Source organism: Paenibacillus sp. 22594 (genome assembly GCF_052044425.1).
GTDB lineage: Bacteria > Bacillota > Bacilli > Paenibacillales > Paenibacillaceae > Paenibacillus_AQ.
Window position 1 is genome coordinate 654187 of the sequence record NZ_JBQENA010000003.1, and the last position, 19984, is coordinate 674170.

Here is a 19984-nt window from a genome sequence, read left to right on the forward strand (position 1 = left end):
TCTTATAATGCTAATGGCAATTGTAGCTTAAACACCGTTTGAGAACTCGGCAGGCTACTTACATTAATATTACCGCCCATTTTCTTCATAAGTTCGTAAGCAATTGCAAGACCAAGCCCACCCTGTTCTGTTCTAGCGGCGTCACCTTGATACAACCGATCAAAAATGAACTCCATATCTTGTGCAGGTATACCGTTTCCATGATCGACGACATCTACACAAACATGATCATTCTCTGCATAGACGTGGATTCCTAAATAACAACCTGATTTCCCATGAATAAGTACATTACGAATTAAGTTTTGGATCACACGATTAAGAGCGGATGGATCTACCTTTACAAAGTATTCTTCATAAGGAATTTGCGTTTCCACATCGAAACGGTTTTTTTCAAGCAGGGGGATGAAATCGATGACAACACCGCGAACCAGTTCACAAATATCCAGATTTTCCTCTTTCAGTTGAATTTCATTGGCATCAAGCCGCACAAGCTCAAACAACTGGTCAATGCGGCGTTTTAGGTCGTATGATTTTTGCAGCGCTGTTTGAAGATAGAGTTCCCGCTCATGACCATGAACCAGTTCCCCAATAACAGCTTCCAAATAACCAATAACAGAAGCCAAAGGCGTGCGAACATCATGTGAAAGATTTGCCAGTAATTGTTTTCTCGCTTGTTGTTCCCGGTTCACTAGAATACGTTCCTTTTGATAGGATTCCATGAGTTGATTAATTTGCAAGGATAAGTTCGCCGTTTCTGTTCCGGGCATGGTAAATAAATATAATTTATTATTGCCATCCAATACTTTTTCTAAAATAGATTCCATTTCTTTAATACGTTTACGAGTTTGCCACTGGCGAACTATTAATCCCACTGAAATAACCAATAAAATAATAACAAAGATAAGTATGAATTTATTTGTCATAAGCTGCCTCGTAATGGAAGCGGTATCCGACGCCCCACACGGTTTGAATATACTGAGGATTGTCCGAATTATCTTCGACTTTTTTACGTGTACGACGGATTAGCGCCATGATATTGTTATCGTCATACACATATTCCTCATTCCAAACATTCTGATAAATTTGCCTTTTACTAAATACTTGTTCAGGATGGCTGGCCAAAAAGTTCAGCAGTTCGAACTCTTTTGCAGTTAATAATATTTCCGTTTCATTCTTGGAAACAAGATGTCTATTACGATCTATTGTCAACTTCCCAAAAGTAAGAACGTGGTTACTTTCCTTATCGTCCTCTCGACCCCCGAATACTGTAAACCTTCGAATCAAACTGTTCACACGGGCATTCAATTCAGAAAGACTGAATGGCTTGGTCAGATAATCGTCTGCACCTGCTTTCAGACCTAATACTTTATCCATTTCTTGATCTTTCGCTGATAGCATAAGAACCGGCATATTACAGGTTGTGCGCAGTTCAGCTAGAACCTCTAAACCGCCTACTTCCGGTAACATCACATCTAACACAACCAGTTCATAGTGATTATTTCTCACCATATTTATTCCTGCGAGCCCGGAATGAGCCACGTCTACGGAATAACCCTCACTTTCAAGGCATTTTTTCAATACCGTACATAATTCTATATCATCATCAACGATGATCACTCTTTTCACAATGTTCATTGTGCACCTCAATTTTAGTAATTCATTTAGCTGTAATTCAAAGAGCTCGCCTCTGATTATTGCCATTAATCATAAAATAAGTGCTACACATACGCTACAGCAAAACGCACAAGCCAATGGCTTGTGCGTTTTGCTTCTTACGACTTCATTGGCCCTATAGGGCTTTGCCTGCCTCATAATAATCCTTTTAGTACATTTTTCGCCACACGTATTTTTTTATTATTATTCTTTTCAGATTCTACCTCTAAACCGTTTAATCGCATCCTCGGTCACCGGCTCGAAGAGGTTAATAAGGTTGCCGTCGGGATCGCGGAACAGCATAGAACGGTTCCCCCACGGCATCGTGGTCGGTTCCTTGACCCAATTATCGACAAATGGCTTCAAGCGTACATATTCGGCCTCGACATCGTCGACGCGGAACTCAATAATGACAGTACGATTATTAGCCCCCACTACGGAATCGGCGCCGAATAACTGCGCCGTTTGGGAGTGGCCGATGGCAAGGGTGCATGATGGCACAACGAGTTCGGCAAATACAGGCGCGGGTCGCTCCGCCGAAACCCCCATAACGTTCTCATAGAACTCGACGAGACGATCCACGTCGTCCGTAATGATGCGTACAGAAGCAAAGTTCACCAGATATCATCCTTCCTAATTTTTAATTATCTATCTCTCTTACATTTACATGTCCAATTATAAAAAAACACTACTGACAACGTTATGTCAGTAGCATTTTAGAATTGTTGGGGCTTCCTCACGAATCCGAATGATTCGGGTTCCAACACTATGGCGGACCTTATCGGGATATTCAACTGAATCCTGAAACGCTTGTCTAACCTCCGCAATAGTCCTCCTTGGAATGAGATTACATCCCTAAAGTGCAGCACTTCAGACCATGAACGAGCGGATGTGCGCGATCATGGCGTCCAATCCCGCTTCGAGCGGGCTCGTCTCCCTGCGGACCTGAGTAAGAAGAAGGCCGCCCTGAAGGGCGGTCAGCAGCGCAAGCGCGAGGCTGTCCGGATCACCGTCGGCTCTCATCTCACCGCGCTCATGCATTGCGCGAAGTCCTCGTCTAATGGAGTGCTCCCACTGCACAAATGCAGACACAAGTTCGGTACGAGCCGCCGGTTCCGTATCGGCCAGCTCACTGACAAGTGAGCCGATGGCACACCCCCCCTGACATTTCCGTTCAATCTGAACTTGTACGATCGCATCCCTCCAAGTCCGCAGCGCCTCCATACTGTCCAGATGGCTCAGTAGGGGCTCCTGGGCATCCAGTACACACTCGGTCTGATACACAATGACCGCCAGAACGAGCTCTCGCTTTTCCTTGAAATAATGATATAGCTGAGAGGCGCTTACCTTCGCCTCCCGCTGAACGTCTTCCACACTTGTACCCGCAACACCCCGCTCAAACATCAGTTTGGCCGCGGCGGCTACAATACGTGAGCGTGTCTCTTTTCCCTTTTTCGTCAGCCGATGCTCTTGCTTTTTGATTTCAGTTAAGTTTTCCATACTTGTAGTATATCAAAAATGGAGTTGACAATCCAGAATCGCAACGTTATGATGAGTTCATAAATAGTGGAGTGAACACTCCAAAATTAAGCAACGAGAAATTTTCTACAGATCCGTTTGGTGGCAACAGCGGAGGGGTCACACGCGTACCCATCCCGAACACGACCGTTAAGCCCTCCATCGCCAATGGTACTTGGACCGCAAGGTCCTGGGAGATTAGGACGTTGCCATGCGGGTCCTCTAGGACTGCTCTTTGTTCCTTGAAAACCGAATTGCGAAACAGTTCCGATAATATAATCCAAAAGGAGATGTACGTGCATGCCTCTAACTCTTACTCTTACAGAAGGTGTTTTACCCCAAGGAACCGAGAAACTAGCGTTCTCACGTCTAAGTGACCTGATGTTAAAATGGCACGGGCTTAGCGGTAACAAGATCATGACACCCAACATTGTCGGCTCCATTCATATCATTTCGCAAGAGCACACATTCTCTGGCTCGAAAGAAGCGCCTGTCGCTTTTATTGAATGGAAAACGCCGTCGACAGCATTTAATACCCGAGAAATTCAACAGGGGTATTTCATGGAAGCGACCGACATCATTCATGAAATGTCAGGTGGAAATTTACCAAAAGAGCAAATCTGGATCAACGTTATTCATGCAGTCGATGGAGCCTGGGGCATTGGTGGTCAAGCATTGACTAACGAACAATTAGGCGGAGCGCTTTCGCAAGGCTAGGGAATCAGTTCATTGAGGACCTTCCCCATTAAGTAGTTTTGGTACGTTTCGCATTCGGTTTTTAGGGGCCCATATTCAGTACTTCTTCCTCATACGATTGAAACGCGTTTTCTATTCCCATCACAACATCTTTGATTTTCATATACCCTTTGGTGTACGGGAGCGAGTCTCTGATTTCTTCCCACATATAGTGGTACTGCTTTAAGTCTACCGTTTCGCACAGGACAAAATCCGTATAATCTTTTCCAGGCAGCGCTTCTGCGTCAAAGAATCGCACTTTGACGTGCTGACCGTATTTTTGTATAATCTCCTGCAATGAATCGGCATATTTTCTCCGTTCCTCCCGAGGCAATGCAAGCCAGGAAGGATAAAACTCCAACAGCACAACCATCATGTACCGCATTTCTTTACCACCTTTATTTGCTTATTTTTGTTTTATTTTAGCGACAAAGCGCTGGCTTCGCATTAACATAGGTTAATCTTTTTCCGAATGAAGGATCCGGCTCAGAGAAACAGGGGTAATTCCCAAATAGGACGCAATGTGATACTGTGGAATCCGATGGCCCAATCCAGGGTACTTGACCAAAAACACGTCATATCTTTCCTTCGCGGTCAGGTAAAGCAATTCCCGCTCTCTTTCTTCCTTTCGTATATATAATCTTTCAACACTCTTATACACGAAACGTTCCCATGCACGGCTTTTATCCATTAACTCCTTCAGAACATCATAAGATATTTCGATAACTGCTGAGTCTTCCATAGCCTCGATTGTAAAGAAAGAAGGCGTCCCCATGACCATGGCACCATAAGAAGTAGCAAAATCATTTTCCACCGTAAAGGCAACATTATATTCCCTGCCGTCTTGAAGCGTATAATACAGGCGAAATAAGCCCATTGTGCAAAAATAAGCATGCTTCACCAATTGTCCCGCCTGAATTAGGGTGACTCCTTTAGGGATTCGTTTTGTTCGTGTACGTTCTACAAACAGGTTCCAATCCTCATCGGATAGCTGCGCTGCTTGAGGAAGATCTCTTATCGCACTGTAGTCAATATCCATCAGGAATAACACCCCCCTAGTTTTCTTGTCGCAAGTTGTTGTCTCATCTGTTGTTTTGAACAAGCATACTGTTAAAGAGCCAGCGAAAGTTCCATCTGAAATACTGGGGAAGATGCCAATCCTCATAGCCTTTTAATACCCCTTGTTCCAGCCAGTAAGACTCTGATTTCCCGCTTTTTACAGCTCCAGAAACATAAGTGATCGTATTCTCCAAAAAGCGTATGACATCCGTGATTCGATCTGAATTAGATACCTCTCCGTGTCCAGGAATGACAGTATCGACCTTGAGGTCTTTTTGAATGCGTTTAAGGATGCGTATCCAAGCGTATGGATTACCGTATGGTATGACCGGAATGGTCTTAGTCGTTATTAAATCGCCCGCGATCAAAGTTTGCTCTTCTGGAACGTACACAACAGCATCACTTAAAGAATGACCGCCTCCGTAAGATAGAACTTCGATGGTTCGCTTTGTTCCTTGAATAACGAGTTTATCGTCAAAAGTTATCGTGGGTATCACCCTCCTAAGGGAAGGGATGGCATCATAAAGGGCGCGCTGTACGGAAAGATCATAATCGATTTCAGTTAGCATGTGGGGATCTGTTTGCGTTGAACGTACATGATTTAGGCTAGTTATTATCTTTTGAATGTTTTGCTGCATGAGATCAATATTCACTTCACCCATATCAGAAAGCAAATCTCTTGTCCAAACGGTAGATATAAATTCACTTTTCATAAATTCCTGATTGCCGTTGATATGATCTCCATGAAAATGTGTATTCACTACATATTTAACCGGTTTGTTTGTTAATTGTTCAGCAGTATGACGTAACAAAGCACCAGAATGCGGCAGGTTGGTTGTATCCACTACAACGGTTAAATCCCCAAGATCAATAATTGCTGCATTCCCCAGAGAACCGCTGCCTGGAACCGAAATAACCCCCCATATACCTTCCGATGCTTGTTGAATGGTGAAATATTCGTTGTTCATTGTTGCACCCCTTTAACAATTAGTAGAGTTAACTTACAAGTTAGAGTCAACTGGAAGTCAAGAGATTTTTCAGGGTGAAGTTAGGGGGAATTGTAAACATTCGCTTTGAGTTGACTGAAAGCTGTATAATATTTTTCAATATCAGCATTAAAAAGGAGGGACAGAAATCGGATGCTTACAATAAGTCAAGTGTCAGAAAAAACGGGATTAACTCCTTATACGATTCGTTATTATGAAAAAATCGGGGTACTACATGAACCCAAGCGTAGTAATGGAGGGGCACGTGTCTACAAAGAAAGCGAGGTTTCCTACATTCAATGTCTAAATAAACTAAAAAAATTGGGTTTATCGCTTGAGGAGATTACGGAATTTACTCGTGAGGGCTGTGTAATGGATAAAATTCAACAAGGGGAAAATCCTTCTAATTATAATCCTACCTTAAAAAAGCGGATTGAAATCCTTGAGAAGCATCTGATGGGACTGGAATCCAGACGACAAGAGATTGATTACATGATTTCTCTCGCCGAAGAGAAACTTACCCTATACCAAGAACTTACGAAAGAAGACATAGTAAATACTAGATAAATTCTATCGCAGAAAAAATGCAAGCCGTGCATTTCCTGCACGAAAAAGTCAGCATATCGATCATAGTTTAATTCTTGCATGCTTTAACAGGCTTATATACGTTTCAAACCAAAAAACTTGCCCCTTTTTATGATGCGGTTTCGGCGCTTTTGGGTTGCTCATTATGCTAGATTGGAAAAGTCGAAGTCTTAGCACTAGCAAAACGCACAAGCCAATGGCTTGTGCGTTTGCCTTGCTTCATAATAATTCTTTTAGCACATTTTTAGCCACACGTATCTTCTCTTCATTGGAATCACGAAGCATACTTACGATATCCTGAATATCGCATGGAAAGAATTCGGTGTCAATTCCTTGAATTTTATGGACTCTATTCCCCCCTGAAAGTCACACTTATTTTTTATAAGAATTGACTCTTTACATAAAGGGAATTCGTTCCTCTAATCTCTCGACAGACCTACAGATTTCCAATATAAAAGAATACCTCTTCATCCATCAGCGCAAGATCCGCTGAATTGGCCTTGTTCATTATGTTCTCCACTATTCACCGCTCCCCTCTTCCTTGTTTGTATCGCTCTATGGAAGAAGTCGCCAAAAAAAATATGTTTTCACAAGTAAGACGGAGCGGAAACGGTTGATTTTTTTATTTCCAATGATTCCATGCACCGCTTCATGCGGTATTGGCGCAGCCTGCACGGTTGAATGCAAAAAGGCCGAACGGAAGGAAAGGTTCATTTCTCCTGTTCAGCCATCTTACACTTCTATTTCTTAATTCGCCATTTGTCCAGCCAGTCGCGGCTCCTTCATCCGCTCACGATCCGGGACAGAGCCGGATGCTGGTTGCAGCAATTGCATTACCGTCTGTGCGCAGCGTTCCGGCTTGTAGACCGGCTGCGGATTCAGTCTTTTCACTTTCCCGTAGCCGCTGCTCCCCGCGCTTTCGCCCGCAACCCGGCGGAGCCATATGTCCAAAGCATCCCCGGAGGCCAGCACTTCACCATATCCGCTTTTGACGAAATATTCGCAATTTTTTGCTTCCTGCCCGGGCAGGGACTCAAAAAACAGCATCGGCAGCCCCTTGGCCAGCCCTTCGGTACAGGTCATACCGCCCGGCTTGGTAATCAGCAGGTCGGATGCATCCATCCATTTGCTGATCTCGCGGGTATACCCGAGCACGATGATGTTGGGATGGTCAAAACGGGGATCGTTCCGCAGCTTGGCGGCCAGTTTAGCGTTGCTTCCCACACAGCATACGATCTGCACACGCTCCCTCCAGGCGGCAAGCCTGGAGATGAAATCCTCTTTGAACAACAGTCCCCAGCCGCCCCCCATCACAAACACGGTAGGCATATCCTTGATGGCCAGTTCTTTTCTTACAGTCTGTTTGTCCCGGACGCTCCAGAAATCGGGGTGCACCGGAATGCCCGTCACCTGAACGGCCTCCGGCTTAATACCGCGCTGGATCAGCAAAGCGCGCACTTCCGGCGCGGATACGAGGTAGCGGTCCACACCGGGCGTAATCCATGAACTATGCGCATCATAATCGGTAATCACCGTGTAGAGCGGAATGTCCATGCCGGACCTCTTCAGCCTGGAAATGATCGCGCTAGGAATGGGATGCGTACAGATGATCAGGTCGGGCTGCAACTGTTCTATGACCTGGGCCGTTTGATGATAGAGCATTGTGTGCAGCGCCATCCAGGAGAAGCGTCCGACCGGCTTTTTATATTTCATGCGGTACATCATGCCGACCAGGGTCGGACTTGTATTCACGGTCGCACGATATGCGGACAAAATCAAAGGAGCCGCCGTAGGATTTAAAAAGGAACCCAGCTCCATCACCTTCGTTTGAATGTTCCGGTCCATCTTTTTTAATCCGGCAGCCAGAGCGTAACCAGCCTGAGTATGACCGCTTCCGAATCCTTCCGAGAGAATCAGCACTCTTGTTTTGCGCATCGTTATCATCTGCTCCTTATTATCCGCCGCCAATCGGGCAGCCTTATTTTCCGTCAACCTGCTCTTTTACAAGTTTATTCCTTCTTCAGTGCAAACAAAATAGTCCGCAGACTGGTCCTGCGGCTGGACTTAAGTCGGGGAGGGGGACAGAACGCACCTTTAGCCGTACAGATGATCATCCGTACGGCTAATATCGTTTTACTCTACTACCAGCTTATTGATTATTTCCAGATCTCTCCGGCAATTTCTTTAATAAAAGCAAGCTTGCGCCACTGCTGCTCTTCTGTCAGATGGTTGCCTTCTTCCGTGGAGGCAAAGCCGCATTTCGGGCTCTGGGGCTAATTCGTAATTTGAACAGGGGAACCATTCGGAATAAATACGCCCCCATACATTTTGTAATGTATCCGGGAATGGTCCTACTGCTTCGAATACGGCCCAACTTACTGCCGGTATCTCTAATTTCGCCAGATGCTCAGGGCACTGCTTGGTTGTAGCCACGCCAATATAGTGGTCGCAGCCGTAGTCCCCTTTGGAAAAGTAGCGTTCTGCCCTCTTGAAGCGAATTCCCTGCCAGCATCGACACTTCTGACACTTTTCTTTCCCGACCTTGGAGGGCTCTCCGATTCCACAATGCCCGCTTCCTTCCGTGGGATGTGACGAGGATGTTCCACTCAAAAAATGAATGCCCTATGTACCCTTCTAACGTTTCCTTACCCAGTAACCTACACACATATATACAAATCCATCCAGCAATGAATCCACAAAAAAACTTGCCGCTACTTATGATACGGTTCTCCGCGCTGTCTGTAACGGCAAGTTTTTAGGCCATCCCTTGTGGGGATGGCCCTTTTAGTACATCTAATGAACATCAACACCTGAACTCAATAACTCAACGAATTCCTTACCAAGGGATATTAATATCCTTGTTATACATGTTCTGCTCCGCTGTCACGGCCACTAACCATTGTCTTTTGAATATCAGAGTCTAAATTCGTCAAATATTCCTCATCCTCATTTGTAAAATGCCCTCGCCTAGTGCACACATACCTTGGTTTATTTTAAGATTCCAAAGCCTCTTTAAGAAATTGAAGTGAATGATGGCGAAATGCACTTGTTTTTGATTCGTCTATATGATGAAAAGTAACATCATCAATATTTGGAATATTTGATGTATCATAAACATAGCAAGAAGATAAGCCAAACGTATCCAGAAGAGCTATCAGTCTGGAATCCATTGATTTGGGGTCTTGTGGATTATCAGATACCGGGAAAACCAAAAATGGAACCTTATATAAAATGGCAAAAACAGCCCCATGAAAAGCACTAGTAATAAAATACTTAGCGTGTGTTATGTACCCTACAAATTCCTTCGGACCAACCGTAGCTGCTCCAGCAGTTGCAAGAGATATAATCTCGTATCCATACTTTTTTGAAAGTGCTTCAGCATATTCCTGAACCCCTGTAATATCTCGTAAATCATAAGTGAGTATATAGGCTTTTTCTGGCGGAGTAGCCGCTATATCATCCCATTCGGATTTATCAAGAAGCATTACAGGATCCAGTACATGAGCAACCTCTCCATTTTTCATCGTTTTCACAAAAGGGATTGCACTTTTTTCACGAACAGAAACAAAGTCTAAGGAATTAACGTGTGGGGCAAGGATATTTTTTCGATCGGGCTCTATTTCTGATCCTCCCATGCTTGCTGCGTATGCAATTTTCGTTTTTGATGCTGGAACAAAAGAAAGTGCCATACAGGGTAAAATGTCATCGGAAATAACCCATGGTAAACCCCATATTTGGTCGCTGCCGCAAACAAAAATATCGTAATCATCAACACATTCTGCAATATCAGATACTGTATATAAGCGTTCGCTGTGGGGAATGCTTTCGGAAAAAGTCCTAAAATGTTCAGCACTTTTAGCACTTTCATATGCTTGTAAGGTGTATTCGTTTTGCCACTTGAATGTAATTTGCTCACAAGGAAATCCTAACTTAGCTATAGCTTTTTGTAGTGCATAAGCTCCAAGTTGGCCACCGTAATTATAGTTTTTGTAATAAAGAGTAATAATTCCAACTCTGTTCATAATAATCTCCATTCCGACTATGTAAGTTTGTATACATCAGAACTAAACAACTAGAGAGAAGTCATACCGCTATAGTCATTTGATAACCCCACTTAATACTCGCTCCCACACCCACTTGGTTTTTCATTATGAATTGCTCCTCCAGGCATAATCTAGATCGATCAGATTTGTAGTTTTCATCCTTTGCCAATCTTGCCATAAAAGTTTTCCAAGATAAATTTACATCCTCACTACTTTCAAACATAGCATAAAGACCGCCGGGTAACACCATTTCCTTTAGAGGCATTGGAACCGAAACACCCTCCGGTATTGTACCAGGCTTATGCCTTTCCATATAATCCGTCAGCCCTAGCTTGAAGTGTTCAATTCTCTCGGATTCTTGTGACTCCAGCTTCAACCGCGTATGGGACTTAAGTTGCGTGACAAAAGTCATATAAAGAGACTTAGAATTCGACTACAATCTACAAAAAACGACATTATCTTTGTTCTACATCTCTTTATAGCAAGGAGGGTTGGATTTGTCTATTCCATTCGATCGTGAGCCGATGATGGATATGTATATTTTCGAGACGACTCAATTGCTGGAGCAACTTGAAAGCGCCTTACTCAACTATGAGAAGGAGCGTTCCTTCAAGCCGGCGTCCATAAATGAGATCTTTAGAATTATGCATACCATTAAGGGATCTTCCGCCATGATGCTTTTTAATGAAATATCATCACTGGCACACAAGATTGAAGACTTGTTTTACTATTTACGCGAGCATAAGCCGGAGTTCGTCGATTTCTCCACCCTCTCCGACCTGATGCTGAATTGTGTAGATTTCATCAAGGTGGAGACAGGCAAGATAAAGAATCGAGAAGAGGCGGATGGAACCGCTGCCGAACTGATTCGGCAACTTGCGGATTTCCTGGTCCGGCTGAAGGGGGAACAAAACGGAGACGTTCCATTCTCTGCTCCGATTCGGAAGAGCCACGCAGAGGTGCCCAAGCTTAAACCGTTTGAAGCGGCTAACAACCCTGCGGCGAACACCTACCGGGCGGTACTTTATTTCGACGAAGATGGAATGGAAAACATCCGTGCCTTCGCCGTCATACATAAGCTCCGGGAATGGTCGGATGAATACTCGCACGAGCCCGCCGATCTGACCCAAAATGAAAGCGCAAACATTATACGCGAAAACGGTTTTTTCGTTACCCTCCGTTCCGAGCGGGAGGCTGCTGAGATCCATGGTTTCTTCGAAAGCACCTTGTTCTTAAGGCGGCTGGATTTTTCGCAATTGGCGGGTGAGGCTCCAGCCCGTGAACATGAGGTTGAACGCAATGAGGCACCCGTCCTGCAGGAGGCTACATATGTTCCATCCGTAAGCAAATCTGCCGACCATAAGCCTTCAACCGCTGTCTCCCAACAAACAATAATCAGCGTGAGCATCCAAAAACTTGATTTGCTCATGGATCTGGTTGGGGAGCTGGTTATTTCCGAGGCTATGGTGACTCAGAATCCGGAATTGAAGGGGCTTCAGCTTGAGAGCTTCTATAAGGCGGCCCGGCAGCACCGCAAAATCACCGGGGAGCTGCAGGATGTCGTCATGTCGATCCGAATGGTGCCTCTCGCCCAAAGCTTCCACAAGATGAACCGGATCGTAAGGGACATGAGCCGGAAGTTGGAGAAGGATGTGGAGCTCGTTATTATCGGTGAGGAGACCGAGGTGGATAAGAACATTATCGAACATATCTCCGACCCCTTAATGCATCTGATACGTAATTCGTTGGACCATGGCCTTGAACCGCCGGAGGAACGGAGATCCAAGGGGAAGCCGGAGCCCGCGACTGTCACGCTGGAGGCCCGCAATGAGGGGGGGGAGGTACTGATCCTCATCCGTGACAACGGCAGAGGTTTGAACAAGACCAAGATCCTGGAAAAGGCCTCTCAGAACGGGCTGATCCATAAGCCGGAAGGGGAAATGACGGATGGGGAAATTTACAGTTTGATCTTCCTTCCGGGCTTCTCAACCAAGGATAGCGTCAGTGAATTCTCTGGACGGGGCGTAGGCATGGATGTAGTTACGCGTAATATCGAGGCTATAGGAGGAACCATCAGTGTGGACAGCCAGCTTGGAGAAGGCACGACAATCACGCTGAAGATTCCGTTGACCCTCGCAATCGTAAACGGGATTAACATCAAGGTGGGTGATTCGCAGTACACGATCCCGACCACCACAGTCAAGGAATCCTTCCGCACCAGAACCAACGTCATATTCTCTGACCCTGCGGGAAATGAGATGCTCATGGTCAGGGGGCAATGCTATCCATTAATCAGAATTTGCGATTTTTACAAAGTCCGGCCGGCCTCGACCCTTATGGAAGACGGAATCGTCATTATGGTGGAGAGCGGCAGTAAGACGGTATGCCTCTTCGCAGATGAATTGCTCGGAGAGCAGCAGGCAGTCGTAAAAGTGTTGCCTCCCTACATCAAGAACCGGCACAAAATACGGGGGATCACGGGCTGCACGCTGCTTGGAGACGGGAGTGTCAGTTTGATTCTCGATGTGGCGGGTTTCATGTCATGAAACAGTTCCTGCCGGATGTAAAGCTGGGGAAAGGAGATTCTATGGCGCATAATTTTGAGTTGAACAATAACGGTCTGGAAGAAGATACACAAATGGGGAAATACCTGACTTTCTCACTGGAGAAGGAGTATTACGGGATCGAGATCAAATATGTGACTGAAATAATCGGGATTCAAACGATTACAGGAGTGCCCGAGCTTCCGGATTATATTAAGGGCATCATCAACTTACGTGGGAAAATCATTCCGGTCATGGATGTGCGCCTCCGGTTTAAGAAGTATTCAAAAGCGTACAACGACCGCACCTGCATCATTGTGGTTGATATGGAGGAGATTTCGGTCGGCTTGATTGTGGACAGTGTTTCGGAGGTTCTGAGCATCGGAGAGGGGGAAATCGTTCCACCACCGGAGATTCAGAAGTCGGGCAACCGCTTCATTAAGGGCATTGGTAAAGTGGGGAACGAGGTCAAACTGCTGCTGGATTGTGACAAGCTTTTGAATGAGGAAGACAAGGGTTCGCTACTGAAAGAATAACAACACTAACTGGAGGCCCGAAACAGTATGGAGAAAAAGTCATATCTGATCAATTCGCGAAAGAAGCTTGTTCTGGGATGGGCAGGATTGGGAGCAATATTCTTGTTCCTGTCATGGATGGGATTCCGGGAGGCAGGGCCGGAGGCGCAAGCGGCAGTCATTGCTGCCGCTGCCGCAGCGGCAGCAATGATAGGATATATGGCAAGGCGGATCCAGGAGCAGACGAGTAAGTCGGAGGAGTTATCCGTCCGGATCCAGGGGTTGACCGCAGACCTGGAGAAGATAGCCCAGTCTGCGGCTCAAGACAGCCTCGAATCAAGGATGGACGTCTCCCGATACGATGGTGAAATCCGGGCATGTGCGGAACAGATGAACCGGGTCCTCGAACTGTTCCATGAGAAGATCTATTGGCTCGAGGCGATAACCGACGCCGTGCCGTTCCCTATTCATGTAACAGATGAGGATATGAAGTGGACCTTCATGAACAAGCCGTTTGAGAAGCTGATGATCGAGCAGGGCGTATTGAAAGAGCGCAAGGACGGATACGGTAAGGACTGCAGCAATGCAGATGCCAATATCTGCAACACGGCGAATTGCGGTATCAAACAGCTGCAGAAGGGACGGAATGAAAGCTTCTTCGACTGGTGCGGCATGAACTGCAAGCAGGATACGTCGTTCCTTCGGAACCGGAAGGGTGAGGTGATCGGTTATGTGGAGGTGGTCACGGACCTGACTTCGATCCTGCGCGTCAATGAGTATACCAAGTCCGAGGTGGATCGGCTGGCCACCAATCTGGATCAGCTGGCCCGGGGCGATTTCAACTTGAATCTCGAGGTCAGCGAAGCGGATGAGTATACCCGGAGCGCCCACGATAATTTTGTCAAGATCAACCGGAATCTCGAAAAAACCAAGGAAGCGGTAGGCCGTCTGCTTACCGATGTATCCATGCTGTCCGAAGCCGCAGTCCAAGGCAATCTTGACATCCGGGCCAACGCCACGCATCATGACGGTCAGTATAGCAAAATCGTGGAGGGTGTAAATCAGACACTGGATACGGCTCACGAGAGGAATGCCTGGTACGAAGCCATTATCGATGCGGTGCCGCTCCCGATCCACGTTACCGACAGCGACATGAATTGGACCTATATGAACAAGGACTTCGAGAAGCTGATGATCGAGCAAGGCGTTGTAAAGGACCGCAAATCGGGCTACGGCAAGGCCTGCAGCAATGCGGGCGCCAACATCTGCAATACCTCCAATTGCGGAATCAATCAGCTGCAGAAAGGCAAGTCAAACAGTTACTTTGACTGGTGCGGAATGAATTGCAAACAGGATACCTCCTTCCTTCGCAACAAAAAAGGAGAGGTCATCGGATATGTGGAAGTGGTTACCGACCTGACCCCAATCCTTCGGAACAATGAATACATGAGGAATGAGATCAAACGGCTCGCTACCAACCTGGAGCTGCTGGCCAAAGGTAACCTAAATCTGGACTTCCGTCTCGGTGAAGCGGATCAGCATACGGCGGAGACCCATAAAAACTTCTACACCATCAACGGGAATTTGGAGAAAGCGAAAGAAGCCATCAGCCGGATGATAAAGGATATTCTGACCTTGTCGGATGCGGCTATCGAAGGTAAGCTGGACACGCGGATCGACAGCAGCGACCATGACGGGGAGTTTAAAAAGATCATAGAAGGAGTCAACCATACCCTCCATTCCGTTATCGAGCCCATTCAGGAATCCGCAGCCGTATTGGAGGAGATGTCGAAGGGAAATCTGAATGTCAGCGTCAAGGGCAACTACAAGGGAGACCATGCCAAGATTAAGCTCGCCCTCAACGATACGATCAGCATCCTGTCCTCCTATGTTAGCGAGATCACCGGTACCTTGACGGAGATGACGAGTGGCAATCTGATGGTGGAGATCCATTCGGAGTACCGCGGGGACTTCGAAGAAATCAAGCATTCACTTAACCACATCATTCAGTCCTTCAACGACACTCTGAACGATATTAATACCGCGGCCATCCAAGTGTCTTCCGGCGCCGCCTTGGTCTCCGATTCTGCACAATCTCTGTCCCACGCCTCCACTCAGCAAGCCAGTGCGGTGGAAGAGTTGACGTCTTCGTTGGAGCAGATCTCGGCGCAGACCCGCCAGAATGCGCAGAATGCTAATCAAGCTAACGAAATGGCTCTGATAGCCAAGGAGGACGCTGTCAACGGCAACGACCGGATGAAGGAAATGCTCAACGCCATGAATGAAATTAACGAAGCCTCCAGCAATATTGCCAAAATCATCAAGGTAATCGATGAAATCGCCTTCCAAACCAACATCTTGGCTCTTAATGCAGCCGTTGAAGCGGCGCGGGCCGGCCAGCACGGCAAAGGCTTTGCTGTTGTGGCTGAAGAAGTAAGGAACCTCGCTGCACGGTCGGCTAATGCCGCGAAGGAAACAACCGTGTTGATCGAGGGTTCAATCAAAAAGGCGGAGGACGGCACGAAAATCGCCAGTGAAACGGCAGGGGCCTTGAACACTATCGTTGAGGTGGTCTCGAAGGCGGCCAATCTGGTTGGTGAAATCACCGTAGCTTCTAACGAGCAAGCGCTTGGTATCGCACAGATTAATCAGGGCATCCAACAGGTTTCACAGGTGGTGCAGAACAATTCCGCAAGCTCGGAGGAGAGCGCCGCAGCCAGTGAGGAGCTGTCCAGCCAAGCGGAACTACTGAACTCGCTGGTCAGCAAATTTAAGCTGAAGAAAGCCGACTCCGATTACAGGCATGTAGTAGAGGGCATCAGTCCCGAAGTGCTACGGATGCTTCAGGAGATGAACGGAGGCAAGCTTGCGGCGGTAGGAGCCATGAGAAGACCAAAGCAAGATACCTCCGCAAGGCCTGTCATCACCTTGGGGGGCCGGGACTTCGGCAAGTATTAATGTAGAGGGGAGAAGGCTCTAGCCTCTCTCCTTTTTTTAATAGAGTAGGAAGGCTCGGTGATATATGATCCATATTAAGGAGAAGGAATATAACCGATTGGCGGAATACGTAAAGCTTCATTACGGCGTTAACTTGGGTAATTCCAAACAGATGCTGGTGGTCGGAAGGCTGCAACAGGAGCTGTTGAAGGCGAATTTCCGCAGTTTCACGGAATATTATGACCATTTGACCTCCGATACCTCGGGAGCAGCCGTGATCGCGTTGGTCAACCGGATTACGACGAACTATACCTTCTTCATGAGAGAGACGCAACATTTTGATTATATGCGGGAGGGGCTCCTCCCACAGCTTGTCGGCAATATACAGGGGAGGGACCTTCGCATCTGGAGTGCTGGCTGCTCGACAGGGCAAGAGCCGTATTCCCTGGCAATGCTGATCGACGAGTATCTCGGAAGAGAGAAGATGATGTGGGATACCAAGATACTGGCGACGGATATTTCAATGGAAGCATTGGAAGCCGCAGCAAAAGGGGAATATGGCAGGGAGCAGGTCGCAGCCCTGCCTGCCGGATGGCGGATGAAATATTTCGAACCGATCAATGATATGAAATCCGTCGTGGTGGACAGGATCCGAAACGAGGTGATATTCCGCTATTTCAACCTGATGGAAAGGACCTATCCATTCAAAAACAAGTTCCATGCCATATTTTGCAGGAATGTGATGATTTACTTTGATGAAGATACCAAGCATGAGCTTGTCAACAAATTCGAACATGTATTGGAGCCCGGAGGCTGCTTGTTCATCGGTCACGCAGAGTCCTTGGACCGCAGGCGGACCGCACTCCGTAACATCCTTCCGGCAGTATACAGAAAGGAATAAGGTCAGCATGAAGAAGATTAAGGTGCTTATTGTGGATGATTCTTTGCTATTTCGCGAGGTACTTGCCAGGGCGATTGAAAGTGCACCCTTTATCGAGGTCGTTGCGAAAGCATCGGGTCCGTTCGATGCCGTCAACAAGATCATAGAGCATGTACCGGACGTCATCACCTGCGATATAGAAATGCCGGGCATGAACGGTATAGAGTTTATCCACCGGTTGCTTCCTCAATATCCAGTGCCTGTAATTGTCGTCAGTACCATCAGTCAAGCCGTGTTCGAAGCGATGGATGCCGGAGCGGTAGAGTTCATCACGAAGCCCGACATGCAGGCCGCTCAGGATGTATCCAGTTTCTTCCGGGAGCTGATCGACAAAATCAGGGTGGCTAGTTTTGCGAATATGACAAGGAGGTATCAGCAGGAGCCTTCCAGAGCCTTGCAAGAGCAAGGTGCGGCTCACAGACATAAATTGATTGCTGTCGGTGCATCGACAGGCGGAACCGAAGCGATCTCCAAGATTATTCGGGAGCTTCCTGCCACCCTTCCGTGTATCTTGGTCGTGCAGCACATTCCCCCTGTGTTCTCCAGAATGTTTGCAGAAAGGCTGAACCAATCCGCCTCCTTCCGGGTGAAGGAGGCGGAGAATAATGACCCCATCGAGAAGGGGCATGTATTGATCGCACCCGGTGATCATCAGATGAGGGTCAAGAAAGCGGGGGACGGCTTCAGGGTGGAGGTCTTCAAGGGCGAACGAGTTAACGGCCATTGTCCGTCAGTGGATGTGCTGTTCGACTCTGTGGCCAAGCATTACGGCAAGTTTGCCATGGGAATCATCCTGACAGGGATGGGCCATGACGGGGCGAAGGGATTACTGTCCATGAGGAGCAAGGGAGCCTATACGATTGGACAGGATGAGAAGTCCTCTGTCGTCTACGGTATGCCGAGGGTTGCATATTCCATCGGGGCTGTAGAACGGCAGGTTTCCCTACGAGACATTCCTAACGAGATTCTAAACGGGTTGAAGGTGACCTAGCGAAGTACGCCCAGCAAGACAACTACATCATCAGTTAGATAAGGGGATTTCTGCTGAAAAGCAGTCGGCCTCTCAAAAAGACTTTTCCTTACTTCTGACACGTTCACTGCGATGGTTGAAGCGGCAAGTTTTAGAGCCGCCCAGTACTGGGCGGCTCTTTCTTGTTCTTTTATGTTAAGCTGATCGATTAGTCCAACACCAGAGAACAAATACTCTTTATGTTCAATAACCAATCTGTACGCGGAATACCCCAATCGCAGAGTCTGCCGTCCGGGCATTTATGTACGCCATAATCTGACCGCTGCCGCTGTTGGTTTCGCTCCCGCCATCCTATCGCCAGAACCATCCCTTTGGCTACCTACACAATCTCTTTATTAAAATGTCCTCTTGTGTCTGTTTCCTGATTAAAGACAGCATCATTCATTGAGCCATTTAATTTACCTGACGCCATATGAATGACTTTCACAACCTGCTCTTTGGATTCAACTGTGAAGTTTAATCTGAGCGCCTCGATTCCTTTGATGTTTTGTAGCACCTAATTTATATAATTCATAGCAACTAGTAGCATTAACAACATTTAGAGAATAGTCCGTAACAAACGGATTAGTAGCTCTGTAGTGATAAATTCCACCATATCCTCCGATGAGTAGCTGCCCTTCTTTTTCCTTATAATCAATCTGATTTCTTCTAACAACGTTAACGAGATAGAAGCCATCTTCACCCCGGCTAATTTTCTCTTTCTGAAAGTACTCAGTAAGCTGCGCGCCAATTCGCGAAGTGAATCTGAGCACAACCTGTATGTCCCGCTGCGAATAGCTGTGCTCAATGATCTCGGCGATTCGGTCATCGGGCAGCTCTCTTTTTGCAAAAGGCGGTCCCTGCTTCAGTTGCTTGATCCGCACGAGCTTGAATCTGCGGTAGTCCTCTCTGACCCGGCAAAAACCTATCACGTACCAATGGCCGTGGCGAAAGTCAATCCAGCTTGGCTCTACCGTTCGCTCCAGGTATTCCATATCCCTGTTGATATAGTCGAACACCAGCAGCCTGTTATCCGTGATGGCCTTGCTTATGATCCCCATGTACTCTTTAATTTCCTGCTCCATGCTGAAATGGGACATATCCAGAGTCAGTTTGTGCTTACCTTGCTCCTGCTTATAGGTATGCTCAACCTTTAGCATGATGTCATTAAAAGCTTCGTTCCTGCCAAACAAGCCGTGTAAATTCTTCATTACAGCTACAAACGTATGAGCTTCATCCTGGTTTAAAAAGAGGCTGGTTATATTATAGCTGTCCATAATATAGTATCCTCCGCCCTTGCCGCTGGACGATGCAACCGGTATGCCGGCTTCTCCTATTTTTTCGATATCCCGGTAGATCGTCCGAAAGGATACCTCGAAATGCTCAGCAAGCTCCTTGCCCGTTACCGTACCTTTACCGGAGATGATCAGCAGCATGGAGAGCAATCGATTGACTCGCATG

Annotated in this window: 19 protein-coding genes, 1 rRNA gene and 1 pseudogene; 8 read left to right on the forward strand and 13 right to left on the reverse strand. The window is 46.8% G+C overall.

What is annotated here, in order from left to right; genetic code table 11:
- Nucleotides 1-2: 2 nt before the first annotated feature.
- From ACTJKB_RS13610 to ACTJKB_RS13625, 4 genes are all read right to left on the reverse strand, one after another.
- Nucleotides 3-923: a sensor histidine kinase gene (locus ACTJKB_RS13610; protein WP_440834619.1), complete on the reverse strand. Its 921-nt coding sequence runs from the start codon at nt 921-923 to the stop codon at nt 3-5.
- Nucleotides 913-1635, reverse strand: coding sequence for a response regulator transcription factor (locus ACTJKB_RS13615; RefSeq protein WP_440834621.1), 723 nt, complete (start codon nt 1633-1635; stop codon nt 913-915). Before ACTJKB_RS13615 ends, ACTJKB_RS13610 begins: the two co-directional genes overlap by 11 nt.
- A 231-nt stretch (nt 1636-1866) precedes the next feature.
- On the reverse strand, nt 1867-2271 hold the full coding sequence (locus ACTJKB_RS13620; protein ID WP_440834623.1) for a VOC family protein: 405 nt from the start codon (nt 2269-2271) through the stop codon (nt 1867-1869).
- 252 nt (nt 2272-2523) lie between these two features.
- Entirely contained in the window at nt 2524-3153 is a 630-nt protein-coding gene (locus tag ACTJKB_RS13625) for a TetR/AcrR family transcriptional regulator (protein ID WP_440834625.1), read from the reverse strand.
- A gap of 116 nt (nt 3154-3269) precedes the next feature.
- Here ACTJKB_RS13625 and rrf point away from each other — a divergent pair.
- A 5S ribosomal RNA gene (gene rrf, locus ACTJKB_RS13630) occupies nt 3270-3386 on the forward strand.
- 85 nt (nt 3387-3471) lie between these two features.
- Nucleotides 3472-3888: a hypothetical protein gene (locus ACTJKB_RS13635; protein WP_440834627.1), complete on the forward strand. Its 417-nt coding sequence runs from the start codon at nt 3472-3474 to the stop codon at nt 3886-3888.
- A gap of 61 nt (nt 3889-3949) precedes the next feature.
- Here ACTJKB_RS13635 and ACTJKB_RS13640 read toward each other — a convergent pair whose 3' ends face one another.
- The 3 genes from ACTJKB_RS13640 to ACTJKB_RS13650 all read right to left on the reverse strand — a co-directional run bounded on the left by ACTJKB_RS13640 (nt 3950) and on the right by ACTJKB_RS13650 (nt 5933).
- Nucleotides 3950-4291: a darcynin family protein gene (locus tag ACTJKB_RS13640; protein ID WP_440834629.1), complete on the reverse strand. Its 342-nt coding sequence runs from the start codon at nt 4289-4291 to the stop codon at nt 3950-3952.
- A 72-nt stretch (nt 4292-4363) separates the two neighbouring features.
- On the reverse strand, nt 4364-4945 hold the full coding sequence (locus ACTJKB_RS13645) for a Crp/Fnr family transcriptional regulator (protein WP_440834631.1): 582 nt from the start codon (nt 4943-4945) through the stop codon (nt 4364-4366).
- Nucleotides 4946-4988: 43 nt separating this feature from the next.
- Nucleotides 4989-5933, reverse strand: a complete 945-nt coding sequence (locus ACTJKB_RS13650; protein ID WP_440834633.1) for an MBL fold metallo-hydrolase — start codon at nt 5931-5933, stop codon at nt 4989-4991.
- Nucleotides 5934-6104: 171 nt separating this feature from the next.
- Here ACTJKB_RS13650 and ACTJKB_RS13655 point away from each other — a divergent pair, with 171 nt between their 5' ends.
- Entirely contained in the window at nt 6105-6518 is a 414-nt protein-coding gene (locus ACTJKB_RS13655) for a MerR family transcriptional regulator (RefSeq protein ID WP_039310460.1), read from the forward strand.
- Between the two features lie 765 nt (nt 6519-7283).
- Here the strand turns inward: ACTJKB_RS13655 and ACTJKB_RS13660 are convergent.
- From ACTJKB_RS13660 to ACTJKB_RS13675, 4 genes and pseudogenes are all read right to left on the reverse strand, one after another.
- A complete protein-coding gene (locus ACTJKB_RS13660; protein ID WP_440834767.1) occupies nt 7284-8471 on the reverse strand; it encodes an MGDG synthase family glycosyltransferase in 1188 nt (395 codons plus the stop codon).
- A gap of 321 nt (nt 8472-8792) precedes the next feature.
- Nucleotides 8793-8984 (reverse strand): annotated as a pseudogene (locus ACTJKB_RS13665) (GyrI-like domain-containing protein); the annotation flags it as partial.
- Between the two features lie 545 nt (nt 8985-9529).
- A complete protein-coding gene (locus tag ACTJKB_RS13670) occupies nt 9530-10558 on the reverse strand; it encodes a polysaccharide pyruvyl transferase family protein (RefSeq protein ID WP_440834635.1) in 1029 nt (342 codons plus the stop codon).
- A gap of 61 nt (nt 10559-10619) precedes the next feature.
- Nucleotides 10620-10892, reverse strand: a complete 273-nt coding sequence (locus tag ACTJKB_RS13675; protein ID WP_440834636.1) for a hypothetical protein — start codon at nt 10890-10892, stop codon at nt 10620-10622.
- Nucleotides 10893-11076: 184 nt separating this feature from the next.
- Here ACTJKB_RS13675 and ACTJKB_RS13680 point away from each other — a divergent pair, with 184 nt between their 5' ends.
- The 5 genes from ACTJKB_RS13680 to ACTJKB_RS13700 all read left to right on the forward strand — a co-directional run bounded on the left by ACTJKB_RS13680 (nt 11077) and on the right by ACTJKB_RS13700 (nt 18505).
- Nucleotides 11077-13125 carry a chemotaxis protein CheW gene (locus tag ACTJKB_RS13680; protein WP_440834638.1) on the forward strand — a complete coding sequence of 683 codons (2049 nt, stop codon included), beginning with the start codon at nt 11077-11079 and terminating at the stop codon, nt 13123-13125.
- The gene (locus ACTJKB_RS13685) at nt 13122-13658 is read left to right on the forward strand and encodes a chemotaxis protein CheW (protein ID WP_440834640.1); all 537 of its coding nucleotides are present in this window, start codon (nt 13122-13124) and stop codon (nt 13656-13658) included. Before ACTJKB_RS13680 ends, ACTJKB_RS13685 begins: the two co-directional genes overlap by 4 nt.
- A gap of 27 nt (nt 13659-13685) precedes the next feature.
- Nucleotides 13686-16595 carry a methyl-accepting chemotaxis protein gene (locus tag ACTJKB_RS13690; RefSeq protein WP_440834642.1) on the forward strand — a complete coding sequence of 970 codons (2910 nt, stop codon included), beginning with the start codon at nt 13686-13688 and terminating at the stop codon, nt 16593-16595.
- A 64-nt stretch (nt 16596-16659) separates the two neighbouring features.
- On the forward strand, nt 16660-17475 hold the full coding sequence (locus tag ACTJKB_RS13695) for a CheR family methyltransferase (RefSeq protein ID WP_440834643.1): 816 nt from the start codon (nt 16660-16662) through the stop codon (nt 17473-17475).
- A gap of 7 nt (nt 17476-17482) precedes the next feature.
- Nucleotides 17483-18505 (forward strand): protein-glutamate methylesterase/protein-glutamine glutaminase, encoded by a 1023-nt coding sequence (locus ACTJKB_RS13700; RefSeq protein ID WP_440834644.1) that lies wholly within the window; start codon nt 17483-17485, stop codon nt 18503-18505.
- Here ACTJKB_RS13700 and ACTJKB_RS13705 read toward each other — a convergent pair.
- Both ACTJKB_RS13705 and ACTJKB_RS13710 read right to left on the reverse strand, forming a co-directional pair.
- Entirely contained in the window at nt 18502-18738 is a 237-nt protein-coding gene (locus ACTJKB_RS13705) for a hypothetical protein (protein WP_440834646.1), read from the reverse strand. The genes ACTJKB_RS13700 and ACTJKB_RS13705 overlap by 4 nt on opposite strands.
- A 249-nt stretch (nt 18739-18987) precedes the next feature.
- Nucleotides 18988-19983 (reverse strand): helix-turn-helix transcriptional regulator, encoded by a 996-nt coding sequence (locus ACTJKB_RS13710; protein ID WP_440834647.1) that lies wholly within the window; start codon nt 19981-19983, stop codon nt 18988-18990.
- Between the last annotated feature and the right edge of the window lies 1 nt (nt 19984).